The sequence below is a fragment of the Spiroplasma apis B31 genome (assembly GCF_000500935.1).
Lineage (GTDB): Bacteria > Bacillota_I > Bacilli_A > Mycoplasmatales > Mycoplasmataceae > Spiroplasma_A > Spiroplasma_A apis.
This window is the reverse complement of sequence record NC_022998.1, coordinates 730,201-746,324: the sequence shown is the minus strand read 5'-3', so window position 1 is coordinate 746,324 and position 16,124 is coordinate 730,201. Positions and strand designations below refer to the sequence as shown.

The 16,124-nt window shown below is 24.7% G+C and carries 14 protein-coding genes; 13 read left to right on the top strand and 1 reads right to left on the bottom strand.

Annotated features, from left to right (window positions below):
* Positions 1-55: 55 nt before the first annotated feature.
* Positions 56-877, top strand: coding sequence for a hypothetical protein (locus SAPIS_RS03240; RefSeq protein ID WP_023789601.1), 822 nt, complete (start codon positions 56-58; stop codon positions 875-877).
* Between the two features lie 313 nt (positions 878-1,190).
* Positions 1,191-1,895: an ATP-binding cassette domain-containing protein gene (locus tag SAPIS_RS03235; RefSeq protein WP_023789599.1), complete on the top strand. Its 705-nt coding sequence runs from the start codon at positions 1,191-1,193 to the stop codon at positions 1,893-1,895.
* Positions 1,896-2,093: 198 nt separating this feature from the next.
* Here SAPIS_RS03235 and SAPIS_RS05365 read toward each other — a convergent pair whose 3' ends face one another.
* Positions 2,094-2,447 (bottom strand): hypothetical protein, encoded by a 354-nt coding sequence (locus SAPIS_RS05365; protein ID WP_144083788.1) that lies wholly within the window; start codon positions 2,445-2,447, stop codon positions 2,094-2,096.
* 291 nt (positions 2,448-2,738) lie between these two features.
* Here SAPIS_RS05365 and SAPIS_RS03225 point away from each other — a divergent pair, with 291 nt between their 5' ends.
* The 11 genes from SAPIS_RS03225 (at position 2,739) to SAPIS_RS03165 (ending at position 16,078) form a co-directional block, all read left to right on the top strand.
* Positions 2,739-3,647 (top strand): hypothetical protein, encoded by a 909-nt coding sequence (locus tag SAPIS_RS03225; RefSeq protein ID WP_023789595.1) that lies wholly within the window; start codon positions 2,739-2,741, stop codon positions 3,645-3,647.
* A complete protein-coding gene (locus SAPIS_RS03220) occupies positions 3,635-4,756 on the top strand; it encodes a hypothetical protein (RefSeq protein ID WP_023789593.1) in 1,122 nt (373 codons plus the stop codon). Before SAPIS_RS03225 ends, SAPIS_RS03220 begins: the two co-directional genes overlap by 13 nt.
* A 1-nt stretch (position 4,757) precedes the next feature.
* On the top strand, positions 4,758-7,391 hold the full coding sequence (locus tag SAPIS_RS03215) for an endo-beta-N-acetylglucosaminidase (RefSeq protein ID WP_023789591.1): 2,634 nt from the start codon (positions 4,758-4,760) through the stop codon (positions 7,389-7,391).
* A gap of 1,090 nt (positions 7,392-8,481) precedes the next feature.
* Entirely contained in the window at positions 8,482-9,678 is a 1,197-nt protein-coding gene (locus SAPIS_RS03205) for a TRM11 family methyltransferase (RefSeq protein WP_235049096.1), read from the top strand.
* 1,800 nt (positions 9,679-11,478) lie between these two features.
* Positions 11,479-11,886, top strand: a complete 408-nt coding sequence (locus tag SAPIS_RS03200; RefSeq protein ID WP_023789587.1) for a hypothetical protein — start codon at positions 11,479-11,481, stop codon at positions 11,884-11,886.
* Between the two features lie 746 nt (positions 11,887-12,632).
* Positions 12,633-12,878, top strand: coding sequence for a hypothetical protein (locus SAPIS_RS03185; protein ID WP_023789583.1), 246 nt, complete (start codon positions 12,633-12,635; stop codon positions 12,876-12,878).
* 265 nt (positions 12,879-13,143) lie between these two features.
* On the top strand, positions 13,144-13,389 hold the full coding sequence (locus SAPIS_RS03180) for a hypothetical protein (protein ID WP_200859577.1): 246 nt from the start codon (positions 13,144-13,146) through the stop codon (positions 13,387-13,389).
* A complete protein-coding gene (locus SAPIS_RS05360; RefSeq protein ID WP_023789581.1) occupies positions 13,317-13,613 on the top strand; it encodes a hypothetical protein in 297 nt (98 codons plus the stop codon). The genes SAPIS_RS03180 and SAPIS_RS05360 overlap by 73 nt, the downstream gene beginning before the upstream one ends.
* Before the next feature lie 78 nt (positions 13,614-13,691).
* Positions 13,692-14,237: a DDE-type integrase/transposase/recombinase gene (locus SAPIS_RS03175; RefSeq protein ID WP_023789579.1), complete on the top strand. Its 546-nt coding sequence runs from the start codon at positions 13,692-13,694 to the stop codon at positions 14,235-14,237.
* A gap of 915 nt (positions 14,238-15,152) precedes the next feature.
* Entirely contained in the window at positions 15,153-15,545 is a 393-nt protein-coding gene (locus tag SAPIS_RS03170; RefSeq protein ID WP_023789577.1) for a hypothetical protein, read from the top strand.
* A 68-nt stretch (positions 15,546-15,613) separates the two neighbouring features.
* Positions 15,614-16,078, top strand: a complete 465-nt coding sequence (locus SAPIS_RS03165; protein WP_023789575.1) for a hypothetical protein — start codon at positions 15,614-15,616, stop codon at positions 16,076-16,078.
* Positions 16,079-16,124: the final 46 nt, after the last annotated feature.

Below are 16,124 nucleotides of genomic sequence, written 5' to 3'. Positions count from 1 at the left end.
TTATAAAATATATACATAATGTATTTAAATTCATAAAAGAAAGGTAGTATAAACAATGGTTTTCACAAGAGGCAATAAAAAATCATTTTTAGAGTCAAAAATTAGTTTGTCATTAGTCATTTTATGTTCAATTTTTGCTATACTTCCTTGCTTAGATATTCTTTTCAAAAATGAGTTTGGAGTAAAAGCTTATTTTACTGCTAAGTCAACAATAAGTTTTGTAATCTCTTTGATTTTTATAAAAATCTTTGTATTTCAATTCAAAAATTTTGTAAAAAGTTATAATGAAGAAAAGAAAAAAATTACTTCTTACTTTTACTTCTTTAAGAATAAAATGTTTCATAATATTATAAAAACAGGTTTAATTTTAACAATATTTATCTTATTAACTTTTTACTATATTAACTTCTTACAAAAAAGTGAATTTACTGAGAATTTTTCAAGAAATAACGGTTTAATTTACAAACAAGGTGATTATTGAGCTTTAAATTCTGTCACAGATATAATGAATATTTTTAATAATTATTATGTTAAAAACATAATTTATCTATTGGTGTCTTCATCATCATTGTTTTTTGTTATTCTTGGAACAGGTATTATCATATCTTATACTTGCTTCAAAGTCTCAGAAGTAAGAATGCAAAGAAAAATTATTAAAAGTATTGAAAAAGTATATAGAATGTCAAAAATATCTAATAAAAAAGAAAAAGAGTCTAAATTAGAGTTTAAGAAATTCCTACTTGAAAAACAAGCTGAAAATAGAATTGTTTTTATAGAAACTTATTTATATACTTTATATAAAGTTATTTTTAGTGAGGTTAAAATACTTCGAGATACTAAAAAGGCTACAACCCCACCATTAGAAAGATACATTTAATATTTACAAGTGTGATTTCTAATTGCTAATGAATTTTTTAATAAAATAATATATTAATAATAATAGTCGGGATAAATCGCCAGAATTTTTATAATTCAAGGCGATTTTTTTGTAACACGAAAAGTAATTAATGAACTTTTTATATAGTTGTGAATTGATAATTTTTGATTACATTTAAAAGTTTCTAGAAATATTAAGGTTATAATAAAATAAATATAATTTTTGTAAAAATACATATAAAAAAGATAACACATGTTTTTTTTGAAAATTGATTTAAATAAAAATTTTAAATCAAACAGGGAGGATAAGAAAATTGATTGAAATTAAAAATATTACAAAAAAATACGGAAATAAGGTTGCCTTGAATGATGTATCATTAAATATTTCTAAAGGTGAAAATGTAGCGATAATTGGCGCAAACGGTAGTGGTAAGTCAACCCTTGTAGAAATTATTTCCGGAATCCAAAAACCTTCAAGCGGTAGTGTAAAAATGTCTAAAAATATAGACGACATAATCGGTATACAGTTTCAGGAAGGTAACTGGCCGACAAAAACAAGACCTTTAGATTTAATAAAGTTTTTTAAAGGGCAAAAATGATCAGAGGATAAGTATGTTGCAGACATTTTTGAAATCTTTGAAATTGAAGAAATCTATAAACGCGATATTAATAAACTTTCACTAGGTCAAAGACAAAGGTTAAATTGCTTTTTAGCAATTATTAACGATCCATCATTGGTTGTTATAGATGAACTTATAACTGGTCTTGATTTGAGAATACATTTAAAACTTCTTTCATTTTTTGAAAAGATGAAAGAAAGTAAAGAGAAAACTTTATTAATAGTTTCTCATATACCTGACGAAATTGAAACCTTGTGCGATAGATTGATTGTTATGAAGGATGGGAGCATTTACGAAGATATAAAATTAAATAAGGTTATTGACGAGCACAAAACAGTAAAAAACTTTTTAGAAAATCATTTTAGAAATTCGAAGGTACAAAATGAAATCAAAAATTAAATTTACAAATTTAAATAGGTTACTTTTCTTAGTAACAAAGATTCTTTTCAAAGACCCAAAAATTTATGTTGTTTCAATTTTGATCCCGATGGTATTATCATTTTTACTTTATTGAGTTTGAGGAAAAATGATTGTGAATGTTATTTATACACCTCAGTTATTTGGATTTTTATCAATAGGAAGCATAATGGTTGGATTTTATCTTTCTCTTGTTGTTACAGAATGAAAGTCAACTAACTTCTTGAAAAAAATAAAAGGGTCTGGAATATCGTCATTAGACATAATGCTTGTTCTTTTTGTCAATGCTATTATCTTTTCTTTTATTTCAATTGTCTTTTCTGCAAGTCTAGCTGCAATAACAACTAGATTTATACCAATGTTTCCAATTGACTTCTCTATGCTGATTAATGCAACTTGATATATTTGAATATTTTTTCTACTATCAAGTTTTTTGATGTCAATTGTTTCTTTAATGATATTTATATCAATTTCAAATATTTCAAACAATAAATATATCATCTTAGCAATCAATACAGCAGCACTATTTATCATTATATTACTTTGTGATTTAACAATTATTCCTTATATCACATCTAAGATAAAGTTTATTGCTGTTTTAGAATATTTAAACCCTTTGAAATATTGTGTATGAATAATATATCTAATCACATCGTACCAATTCATAGATAGTTTTGGAATACAACAAATATTATCTACAAATAATATAAGTGGTTTATTTGTATCTTTTAACAATATATACATACCTTTGTTCATATCAGTTTTAGTTCTAATATCTATGTGTCTATATATTAAATATAAATTTAGTTGAGGGGTGAAAAATTAATGAATAATTTAACTTCAAAAAACAGTTTTTCTAGAACTATTCTATTTACTTTTTGTTCCTCAATTAAATCTTTTAAACTTTATGTGTACATGATACTAATACCATTTCTTGTTTATTTGTTTGCTTATTTTTATACATCTAATTTTGACTTAAAAGTAGTAAATCCTGCAATTATGGTAGTCAAACTAACATTACCATCTATTTTCTCGATCTTTTTCATTACTTCAATGATTTCTGATTGAAATAATTCAGTATTTAACAAATATCTTTCAATATTTAAACTAAAAAAGATATATATGATACTTTCTATATTGTTGGTTTTTATTATTTTAAATATTTTATCTTTATTTATCTTTATGATACTTTGCTCAACTGTAGATATATTTCTTCAAAATAAATCATTTTTAAATGCATTGAATCTTAACTATTATAAGGAACTTGTTAATCAAGATACAGTTAATTTTTTATCAACTTTTAGAAGAACACTGGGAATTATATTTGTGCTTCTTTTATCTATTATATTTAGCTTTATTTATGGATATTTCGTTGGAACTTTGATAAAGCAAACTGCTTTAGCACAACTTATCAATATTTTGATAATATGTTTGATACTAATATTTAGCGAACATATAGTCAGTCCAAACGATGCAACTTTTACAAACAAAATAATGTATTTTGGATATTTGATTCCAAATAAATATTTAACTTGATTGATCTATTTATTTTATATCGATATACAAGTTGATAGTGGGTTGATTAATCTAGTAATCACTAACTTAACGACTCATCTGTTTACAACAAATTACTTGATTACTTTCTCAATTATTATCTTTGAGTTTGCAACAATCATTGGTCTGTATTGAACTACTTTGTATCTTAAAGAAAGGAGACTAACATGAAAAAATTAATTCTAACTATACTATCTACATTCTTACCGATATCAATTACTAGTTCATCAATTTCTTGCTCTATTTCTAATTATAATGAATTAAAAATAGATGATATTCTAAATTTTAGAGAAACAAAGGTTGATTATAAATATATGAATAATTGACAAGACTTGTTACTGCAAAATGCCACAACTCTTGCTAAGTATTTCAAAGAGTTTAATAATAACGTTTATGCAGAAGCAAGAAAATGGAAAAAGGGAAACATAAACTCTTTAAAATCTCAATTGCAACCGTTACCTCAAAAAGATCTGGATAATGATATTTACGAAACCAAAATATTCGTTGATTTAGAGTTTCCTTATAGAAACTCTCCTGAAATTCCAGTAAATGGATCATTAGTTGCTACATCAACCTTAGGAGAAGTAGAATTCATTCAAATATATAATTACAAATATCTTAAAGATAAGGGATATATTTTTAAAGTTAATATAACTTCTGAAGGTTCATCCAGTTTAGATTTACCAATTAGTTTAGTAAATGAGAATGACCCAATCGATGAAAATGGTGCAATTTATTTCAAGGGTAGTGATATAGAAGGTTCGGCATATATTAATATTGAAGCGATTAAGGATAATAAAACTTTAAAATTTAAACTTAATGTCAACAATTATAAAAATGACGATTTATCTTTTTTACAATGAAGAGCGTTTATATATCTTAAATATTTCCTAAGTGATCAACACGTTATGCAATCAATTGCAGCTTGTTACTTAGTTCAAATTTATGCTCAAATGATGTATAATGCTTGCTACAATAGTCAAAAAGACTTAACAGCAAAATTACCGTTGTTAGATTTAAGGATGTTAAATTTATTGTTTTGTGCTAAGAACTTTGATATGTTTCTAGGGTATATAGAATTTTGAGCACCAATTGAAGAAGAAGATTTAGAAAATACTTGATACTATTTCTCATTTGATTTTTATGTTCACCCTATATTCAACTCAAGTAATCTAAATGATACTCAAGTTTTATTTAGTAATCCGGTATTAAGACTCTCAAATAAGCTTTTAAACTTTGCAATAAAATCAACTGAGAAGTATGAAAGTTTGAATAGAAAGGAAAACTAAAATGAAAAAATTAATAAACTTTATGTTATCCTTATCTATCGTACTACCAACCACTCTATTTGTAGTATCGTGCAATATTGGTGAACTATCATCAAACAAGTTCCTTTCTTCTTTGAAGGACTTTGATTGAGAAAAAGATTCAAGGGGAAACGACATTAATGTACCTACAGTTAGTGTTGATTATTTACTTAAGAATGAATCAGACTTCAATTTTGAGGAATCAAATGAAATTGTAGAACCTAATTTCAAAGGTAGTTATTTTGATTACGATGTGCTTGACACAAATTTCAAAGAATCGTCTTCATTAACAAAACAAGCGGTTACAGGAGTACCTATAAATAAAATATACTCATCAGGTAATACTTGAGCGGAGTTTGGAATTACTTCAAAAGCAAGAAAAGGACTAAGAGCTAATACCATCTTGGAATGAAACAATAATAAGGATATTGATTTAAAATACGGTATGTCAACTGAAAAATTACAAAAACGTACCAAAACAGCTTTAAAGTCAGTAGAGACACAAGATGAAAGAATCTCATTCGGAGACATTAGAGATCATTCGAGAGTAAATGGTTCATATCAAGCAACTAACGTTGGAACCAGAAACACATTTGAAAAAACTATTTCAAATTATCAATATAGAGACTATTTATTTGATTGAGGTCAACACGGTAACATCTCGCCACCTGCTGCAGATGTGATAGACGCTGGACATATCAATGGAACGCCTGTATTTGGACTAATTTTCTTATCTGGATATGGTGGTCTTTCAAGAAATGACGTCGCGGACTTTTTAGAAAAAAACTCTGATGGTACATATAAAATTGTTGATGTTTTAATTGATATGGCTATAACTTATGGCTTTGATGGTTGGTTCTTTAATGATGAAGCAAATGGGGGTTGACCACATGGTACAGTAACTTCTTCAAATTATGCTTTTGATGTTGTAAAACAATATAGAGATAAAACTAAAAATAGTAACGATGAAAAAAAGAAAAACTTAAAGTTAGCATATTATAAAGATAGTGCAACTTATGACCAAGTTAATGGAACACCTGTTTATGGCGACTATGTCAAAACTGCTGAATACGCAGACATTGCGCAATTAGATTTTAGAGTTAGTCCAGATACAAATAATCGTTACTTAACTGATAACAAAATAAATCCTAATAAAGTTCATAATCTAATTGAACTATCAGCAAACTATGGTTTTATTGGTAACTACGATTTTAGAAATTTAGTTTATGGTAAAGCAAGTACGAATCCAGATGAAAATGAATACAACAAAAATATTTATCAATCTTTTTCTTCATTCTCAGGTGCTGGTTCAGGGGAGTTTGGTAGTCAAGCATTCCAAATAGCAAACAAAAATGTTGATTTGACAAATTATCAACAAAGATTAAACTCGTTCTTATATGCTCAACAAGTAGCTAATTTATATGAAAATTATATGTTCTCAGGTTTAAACTCTTCATTATCGTCAAAAGACAAAGGTTTAAACGCTAATTACCGTAATAATGTTTCCAATATGATTAAAGCCGATCCAAGAATTGACACAGGGAATGAAAAAGTTGATGATAATAATCCAATTTATAAAGTTTATGATTATAAAGAAAATAACGGATTAATTTCTAATAGTTTCGGGATTGGTAACATTATTCAAGAATTTACAACAATCAATGATGAAAACTTAGCAGATAAAGGTGGTATAAAATCGAACTTTTCACTTGGTAATGGTATAACTTTCTTAAATAGAAACAAAGAAGGTAAGTTATTAACAAAAACTAGCAATTATCCATGAACAAATAGAAGATTCACAGATTTAAACCCTACATACAATTTTGATATGAAACAAAATAATCAAAATAATTTATCTTCACTACCTATTACCGGTGGTTTGAATGGTTTTTATGATTACTATGATATTTATCAAAAAGGTAACTCACTCGCTTTTGGAGGACAATTAAAACTAGATGGTTCAATTACTGAAGGGACTTGAAAAGCAAATTCTATTTATGATTGGAATATAATGGGTAGCAACCTTTCAAAAGATTCTTATGACATAAGTTTTATAGTGAAAGCAAGTCATGATAACAAAGTCTTGAATGATGTAATTAAAAATATAAATGTACTTACTACTTTTACTAATGATGGGAAAAGAGAGATAATTGAATCTCATAAACCAGTTATCGAAAATCTAGAAGATGGTTGATCAAGAATTACAATTAAAAATATTGCAACATCAAAAGAAAAAACTCTAGCAAAAATTGGACTTAAAATTAATGTAAATGATAATACACAATTTAAGTTTAATGTTGGTGAGTTTAATATCAGCAAAACTACTAATCCTTATAAAGGTGCTAAAGTTAAAAAGTTAAGTTCAGAAGCTATCATAACAAGAGGAAATGGAAATACAAATGTTCGATTAGAATGAGAGACAGACAATAATAATTATGATTATTTCGAAGTCTATTATAATCTAGTCAATAAATGATATCGTGTTGGTGAGTCAAAAATCAAGGCAGCATATATACCAAATCTGCCATTTAATGAAAATATGCTTAAAATTGGATTAAGACCCGTTACACAGGATGGAGAAAATAATACATTAAGCATTTTCAAAATAAAATTATAAAATTTAATACTCGAAATGATCGATAACTAAAATTATCAAAATAAGAAAATTCTCTAAGTAATTATTGTGTTTAAAAACATAAATCTTACAAGGAGAATTTTTTTTTATGAAAATTTGTGCCTTGAGAAATACGTCATATTATTATTTGATACCAAATATGAAGTTGTGATTAATCATTATATAATTAATGTTTAAATACAAAAAAATTAATCAACATAATGGAAAGGGAAAATCAACATAAAATAATAAGAGTTATTAATTTGTGATTTAAATAAAAGATTAAATTTACTAGAAGTGAGAAATGTAGTAAAAAAAATTTAAATGAATCAATATGAGTTAAGTGTTTAATGATAAAGTATCATACAACTATGAATGTATATATAAGAAAAGTAATTGTATATGAATTTCAGGAATAAACATTGCTTTTTAAGCTTAAATAAAAAATTAATGTGAAATGAGTATTTGTAAATAAAATTTATATAAAATACAAAATTAATTAATTTTGAGTTACAAGATCACATATACGTTTAAACAAAATATTTTTATTTATGTTTATTAACAATTAAAATCTTATTAATCATGAACAATATTTTTTCTTTATCAAAGAAAAAAAAGTTTTATAGGAAAATTCTTAAAATGTTTTTATTTGTATAATTAAGTCATTTGAAAGTCTAATCTTGAATTTGATAATGTAATTTAGTAAACCCTTATATTTCCGAATATATAGGCTGAAAAAAATATTACTATTTTGTCAAAAACCTAATAATACGAAAGAAACAACCTCGTTAGGAAATCAACCAATTAGTGAAGCGAGATAATTATGCAGAAGTAAAATGATATTGAACAAAATTAAACAAAAAAAAGTTTATTTATGTCAAAACAAAGATCAGTTTTAAGTTTTATGAAATTTTTTTAGAATTGGTTATACTTATCACGTTATTTTTTATTAAATTTCGTAAATGTGTTAAGGTAGAACAATTTAGTATGAATAATGTTAAAAAAGCAAAATTTTAAATAGAATCTTCTAAAATAAATATAAAATTAGAATATGAAAATATATGATAAAAATTGAAATTTTAAAGATTTTAGTATGAAAGAATTAGTTCACGGGATACATCCTTATCCAGCTATGCTTATGCCGAGAATTATAAGAGCCATACTAAAGGAAAATGAAGATATTAAAAGTTTTTTGGACCCTTATATGGGCTCTGGAACTTCTATTGTAGAAGCACAAATGCAATGCGTAGATAAAATATATGGAGTAGATTTAAATCCTTTGGCTGTATTGATTGCAAAAGTTAAAACAGACACATATAATATAGACTTACTTAAGTCAGAGATACAAAAATGTATTGATTTTGATTTTTTACAAATTGATTTCAAGATGTTTACATTTAATATAATTGATACATGATTTAAGAAAAACACTATAGAAGATCTTTCAAAAATAAAAAGTTATATAGATAAAGAAGTTAGTTTGGAAAATAAAAACTTTTTCAAGGTTTGTTTTTCAGAAACTATAAGGGCTTGTTCTATGACAAGAAATGGAGAATTCAAGCTTTATAGAATTCAAAAAGAAAAAAGAAATCTTCATAACCCTAACGTTTTTGATTGCTTTTTCAATATACTAAAAAACAATTTATTTATGATAGAAGAATATTCAAACTTCAAAAAAAGAAGTATGATAAAGTTGTTTAATAAATCGGTTTTAAACATTAGTGAACAAGATATTCCAGACAATTCAATTGAACTGGTTGTTACATCTCCACCTTACGGAGATAGTAGAACCACTGTAGCTTATGGTCAATTCTCGAGATTATCAAATGAATGGTTAAATATTGAAAATGCTAATAAGTTAGATAACTTGCTTATGGGTGGCACAAAAAATACAGAGGATAAAAATTATGTTTTTGATATTAAAGAACTCGACGAAACAATAAACGAGATAAAAGAAAAGGAAAAACATTTCAAATCTAAAAGATATTTAGAAGTAATTTATTTTTTTGTAGATTATTATAATTCTATAAAAATGGTTTCTAAAAAAGTAAAAAAAGGTGGAGTAGTCGTATATGTTGTTGGGAACAGAAGAGTGAGAAATATAGAAATACCATTGGATGATATAACGGTAAGAATGTTTGAGAAAAATGGTTTTAAACATAAAAAAACAATAATAAGAGATATTTTGAATAAGAGAATGCCTAGTTTAGCTTCAAACTCAAATAACAAGGTTGGTGTTATTCCAACTATGTCTAAAGAATATATAGTTATAATGTGTAAAGTTACCTAAGGTAACTTTTTTATTATTTATTTAGGAGAAAATATGGAGACTATTAATAATGAAGTGGGTCTAGTGAATCTTACTTACAATGTTTTATTTAAAACATAGATTCAGACATCTACAAAGAATTAGTCATTCATTCTCATTCAAGTGAAGAATCTATTGAAAGCGTGTTGACCTACAAAATAGACTTAATATATTAACTTATTTAAAGTATCAAAATGTGAAAATGTATCTATTTTTTTCATTTTCCTTACTTAAGAAACAAAAAAAACAAAATAAATAAAGTTAGGATTTTAGAAACTGTAAAGAACTTTGCAATTAATAAAATTTTGGTGAACCTAAAGGTAATATTTTTTTTATAATAAAAGATAGAAATGAATAGAAATGTGGTTGATTTAATATATTACACGAACGAAAAATAATGACTCAAGCTTAGATGATAAACATTGTGTAGATAGATATATTGAATTCATGATAAACTATTCAATTTTATTAGCTAAATGATCGATAATTAATCAACAATAGCAATAATAATTGAAGATGTTCAAAAACAGAAAAAATTCACTTATTTGATAAAATGTAATATGAAAATTTAAGTTTCACAATCAAAAAGTTAAAATTAATTGAAGTTTATATTTACCCAATAAATTAAAATAGAAAAGCAACAAATTCAAGGGGTAGGAGATTAGGGAAATCTACAAGAATAGATAATATAAATTATAAAAATATGATAGGTGATGTGAATACTTTTAAAAGAAAACTCAGCTTTTAATATATTCCTAAAAGCTCTATCATTTAGTTCCATAAATATTCATTATAAAAGTTATTTTTTTGTATATTAAAATATGGTATGTTAAACCCAAAAAAATCTATATTTTTTATCAAACATAATTAGAAATAATAACAAAAAATACAAAAAGTATCAAATTGAAAAAAGTCAGCTAACGCCAGCACTGTTATTTTATAACTGTAGAACTTAATTTTCCAAACTATAAGCAATTTTAATTTTTTACTTGAGAATAATTGAATCTTTTTTGATTTGAATAAACCGAATCAAAAAGTCCAAAACCCTCTTATTTTTTCCCACAGCGAAAAGTATAAAAAGATTGTAATTTCAACTATTTATGATAAACTTAAATTATCCTAATTCTAAGGATAGTTTAGGCCTATTTATGATAGGTAGGGTGTTCCCTTTAAACAAGATGAAAGCACATTGTGTGCTTTTTTATTAATAAGAAAGGTAACGAAATTGTCTAAATAGAAAATTGGTGAATGAGTCGTATCATTTAGCCCTGTGAAAAATGACAAGAAAAAGACCGGCAAAGGTTAAGAAATAAATATATTTTGTCAAGTAAAAGGGTCACCCCAAACTACACAAAAATTATGTATATAATTTTTATAAGAGGGTTCTTTTTTATGGCTAAAACAAAACTATTTACTGCAGATGAAAAAATGAAAATAGTAAATGAGTTTTTATCATCTGATATAAGTGCAAAAAAATAGCAGAAAAATATAATATTAAACAACCATGTACTATTTATCAATGACAGAATAGGTATATAACTAGTGGGTTCTCTGGTTTATTTGTCAAAAAAAAGGCAGAAAATCCAGTATTGATAAACAAAAAAACTTCGAAAACATAAAACAAGAGTTAAATTTTTTAAGAAAAGAGATGCAAAATAAAAATAAGGTAAATAGAGAGTTAATTAATAAGGTCGAAATTATGGAAAAGTTCACAGCATCTCTGGTAAAGGATTTAAAAAACAAAAAATAAACATTGAATTTTATAAAATAATAAGTAAATACTTGCAAAAAAATATAAAACTTTCATGATTATTAAATCTATTAAACATTAACTTTAAAACTTATAAAAGTTGAGTTAATAATGGTTCAAAAGATTATAAAACAAAAAGAAATACTTCTTATGATTTATTCATAAAACTAGTATTTAATGATTGTGACTTAAAATATGGTACACACCGTAAATGAGGGCATAAAAAAATAGCTTTAAAATTCGGTATTGGTAGAAAAACAGTTTTAAGTTCAATGAAAAGTCAAGGACTTTTTCCTGATAATTGTGAAAAAAGTAGAAAGTGAAAATCTTATGTTAGTGGCAAAAAAGAACCTGTAAATACTGCTCCAAATTTATTGAAAAATCCAATTACTGGTAAAGTAGATTTTTTTGCTTCAAGACCATTGGAAAAATATGTTTAGATATACCAGAATTTAAGTTTAGTAACTCTAAATTATATATGTTTGCATATATTGATGTTTATTCTAGATTACCGTTAAAAACTTATTTTCAAGTAATCAAACTACAAAAGAATTATAAAATCACTATATATATTAAAAGATAACTACAATATAAATAATTCAATTATCCATACAGATAGAGGAGCCCAGTTTAGAAGTATTAATATGATGAATTTTTGTAAAGCAAATAAAATAAAACAAAGTATGACGGATGGTTATGCTTTATGACAAAACGCAATAGTAGAAACATTCTTTAATAGTTTCAAACAGAATTATCTTAAAGGATATAAATTTTCAAACAAAAAAATATTTTTTAACTTAAATGGAAAATTGTATTTGAAATTATTCAAACAATAGAATAGTAAATAAATTAAAAATTGCAACTATAGAAATGTACAAGAGTAATTTATTAAAATAATTGTAGTTTGGGATGACCCTTTAATTAGAAGAAAATATTAGAAAGCATAAAAAAACTTATCCTGAATATGAGTGAACAAAATATCGTTGATAAGTTAGAATGAGATAAAAAAATGATAAGTATTATGATTAATGTTGGAAATGAAAATAATGAGATTATTATTGTTGTTTCGCACAAAGTTAACTTCCCTAAAAGATTAAAAAAATTGTTAAAAAATCTAAATTTTGAAATAAGTAATTATATAAGTATAATAAAGATATCTAAGATGAATTAAGGAGTTAAATTGGAGATGTCAAAATGTAGTGCAGAAATTGAGAAAAATAATAAAATTTTAGAAGAAAAAATAAATAATTTTTTACTTGATCAAGAAAACAAGTTTAAAGAGCTAGAAAACAAGTTTAAAGAGCTAGAAAACAAGTTCAAAGAGCTAGAAAACAAGTTTAAAGAGTTAGAAAACAAGTTAAAAGAGCGAAAGCAAAAAAACAATCAGCTCCAAAAAGTTTTAAAAGATAATGAGATTGACTTTGAGTTTTAAAACTATGTTATACTTAAATTAAGTTAAATAGAACACTAGCAACGCTAGGACTCTATTTTTTTTGTTTAATTTAACAGCTCTAACTAGCGAATGAATATGATTCTCTAAGTGTACATTATGTTAAAAAACATAAAATTATACAAGGAGAATTTTTCATATAGCTAATTTAAAATGAAACAAATCAAACATTCTAATTTTTGAGACTAAAAAAGAGTTGATTATCAAGCATTTTGATCAAAATTTATCTTATAAAGACTTATCAAAAATGCACAATATTTCATATTCAACAGTTAGAAGAATGTGTGTAGATTGAGAAGTTTTTGGTGATGAGTCGCTTATTTCAAAAACTGGAAAAAACAATAAGCACAACGGAAAGATTATAATCAATCCAAAAGATCCAAAAGATAAGAATATTGCAGAACTTAATAAAAAATTGAAATGATTAGAAATGGAGAATGAGGTCTTAAAAAAGTTCAATGAACTGATGGAGGATTCAAAAAAAAAATCATAAAGTATTACAAAACTATAGATAAATATAATAGAAAATACACGGTTCTTTCTTTATGTAAATTATTTAATGTCACAAGAGCAAGTTGTTATCGCTGATGTGGTAAAAATAAACCGGATTATGAAACAAAAATAGATATGGACTTAGCATATAAAATAAAGAATTTATTTATAATAAACAATGGAATTTATGGTGCACCCAGAATAAAAATAATTTTAAATAATTAAGGCATAGTAGTAAGTCAATCTAAAGTTGCTAGAATAATAAAATTATTCAATTTATATTCAGTTATAAGAATTAAAAAGATGTATAGAAAACCAAAAGAAGTCAAAAAAATAACTTATGGTCCTAATCATGTTAATAGAAATCGATCTTTGTATTCAAAAAATGAGCTTTGAGTTACAGATATTACATATATACCTTTCAATAAAAAATTTGCATATTTAAGTGTTTTGAAAGACGCAAACACTGGATTCATAGTAGGTCATGAGGTATCTTTAAAAAATGACATAGATATTTACAGAAAAACACTTGAGAAAGCTTCGCTTCATAGACAAGATCTATCTAAGAAACTTATTATCCATTCTGATAACGGAAATCAATATACATCTATATTTGCAAAGCGTTATGCTAAAAAAAATAATATTATAATATCATTATCTAGACCAGGTAATTCTATTGATAATGGGATGTGTGAAACCTTTTTTTCATCATTAAAAGAAGAGTGAAAAATAAAACTAAAGCAGGATGAGTTTCTCAAGTTGAAATTAGCAATCGACAATTATATAGAATTTTACAATTATGAAAGAATAATGATTAAACACAAGAGCCCCCAGCATATGCTTATTTAGATTTCAAATTATGAAAAAAATACTTCAACCAAGTTTGAAGTATTCTTATAAAAAACATTTTGTATACTTGACAAAATATATTTAATTAAATAGAAATGTGGTTGATTTAATATATTACACGAACGAAAAATAATAACTCAAGCTTAGATGATAAACATTGTGTAGATAGATATATTGAATTCATAATAACTATTCAATTCTATTAGCTAAATGATCGACAATTAATCAACAATAGCAATGATAATTGAAGATGTTCAAAAACAGAAAAAATTCACTCATTTGATAAAATGTAATATGAAAATTTAAGTTTCACAATCAAAAAGTTAAAATTAATTGAAGTTTATATTTACCCAATAAATTAAAATAGAAAAGCAACAAATTCAAGGTGTAGGAGATTAGGGAAATCTACAAGAATAGATAATATAAATTATAAAAATATGATAGGTGATGTGAATACTTTTAAAAGAAAGCTCAGCTTTTAATATATTCCTAAAAGTTCTATCGTTTAGTTCCATAAATATTCATTATATAAGTTATTTTTTTGTAGACTAAAAATGGTATGTTAAACTCAAAAAAATCTATATTTTTTATCAAACATAATTAGAAATAATAACAAAAAATACAAAAAGTATTAAATTGAAAAAAGTCAGCTAACGCCAGCACTGTTATTTTATAGCTGTAGAACTTAATTTTCCAAACTATAAGCAATTTTAATTTTTTACTTGAGAATAATTGAATCTTTTTTGATATGAATAAACCGAATCAAAAAGTCCAATACCCCCTTATTTTTTCCCACAGCCCTACTTTATTGACATTTTTTGCTTTTAATATATGATTATATAAAGAAAAAATGTGAATTGTATTTAAAAAATTATTAGCTTCTATATCAGTTTTATTAAAAGAAAGGATATAAAAATGAAAAAAATATCATGCTCGCTTACATCAATGTTTTTTTTAATAAATTCAGGGGTTATTGTAAATGCATGCAATGCCAAGCTTTTTGATCCAGATGCACCTAACATAAAAGTTTCTAACATAGAATTGAATAAAAATAAATTAAGTGAAACTAGTACAATAGAAGTACCTGAATATTTAGACGGAATAACATTAACAGCTACTGAGGATCAAAATGTTCCTAATACAGCTTACAAATTGAAATTAGAAAAACAACCTACGAAAAATAATTTAATCGTAAGCTTTACTGTAGAAATAGATAAAGATAATTTACCAGATAATGATTATGAAGAAGTATATCGTGTATCATATGGAGAATATGTAGCAAATTTTCTTATACGTTTTATTGTATAAGGCCAATTAATAAATTAATTTATTAATAATTTTATTTAACTAAGTAAAAAAAAGAAAGGATATTGCACATGTTTATTGATTATGTATTTCAAACAATTTTTTTTGTATGCAGTTGATGTACATACAATTATTATAAAAAAGATTATAAAGAAAAAATTTTGAATAAAAACCCAATAATATTTTATTTATTTTGAGGAATAATTCAATTGATTGTAATAATTTCATATTTTATATTTCTTACAATATATTTATTAAATAATTTAAAAAATTTAGATTACTTATATATTCCTTTTACAACATCTGCTGGAATATGTCTATTACTTTTATATATAAAACAAGTATGATTTTATTGATCAATTAGAAGATTGATCTTAGAAGTTGTGTTAAAAGATGAACATAAATCTAAAAAAGTAGCTAGTGGAATCAGTTCATTTATTCCTATAATTGGGTATTTTACAACTTTAATATTTTATTTTTGAAGTCAAAAACAACTATTAAATAACGACTTTAAATTAAAATCAATATGATATTAAGGATTTTAAAAAGCAATTAGTTTATTTTTATAGTAATATGTGTTAA